Source organism: Streptomyces colwelliae, from assembly GCF_048158785.1.
GTDB lineage: Bacteria > Actinomycetota > Actinomycetes > Streptomycetales > Streptomycetaceae > Streptomyces.
In genome coordinates this window covers 1-434 of the sequence record NZ_JBLTJC010000978.1, presented here as the reverse complement: position 1 = coordinate 434, position 434 = coordinate 1, and the positions used below count along the sequence as shown (strand labels likewise).

Annotated in this window: 1 protein-coding gene; it reads right to left on the bottom strand. The window is 56.7% G+C overall.

The features are described from left to right. Positions 1–225: hypothetical protein (locus ACNFOC_RS55450; RefSeq protein ID WP_416966451.1), on the bottom strand; the 225-nt coding region annotated here is incomplete at its 3' end. Positions 226–434: the final 209 nt, after the last annotated feature.

Sequence of the window (434 nt, the reverse complement as noted above, 5' to 3'; positions counted from 1 at the left end):
GTCGGTCTCGAATTTGGCGATCCCGGCCGCATTGAGCCAGTCGATCAGCCGCTTCACCTCGCCCATCACCTCCGGGCCGATACCGTCGCCGGGGAGCAGCAGCAGTTTGTGGGTCGCCATGGTCAGGTCCTCAGGTTTTTCCTCGTCATTGCCGGGCTTGACCCGGCAATCCATCTTCAAAAACATTCTCTCTAAAAGATGGATGCGCGGGTCAAGCCCGCGCATGACACCTCTTGGAGTGATCTTTCGTCATTGCGAGGAGCGAAGCGACGAAGCAATCCAGTCCTTCTTTGTGGCCTGGATTGCTTCGCTTCACTCGCAATGACGAAACGATCGTCTTACTTGTTCGCGCCGCCGAACAGTTGGTCCAGCTTCGCGCCAGGATTGAGATGATCGGTATTCACCTTGTCCCAGCCGCCGAATTCCTTCTCGAT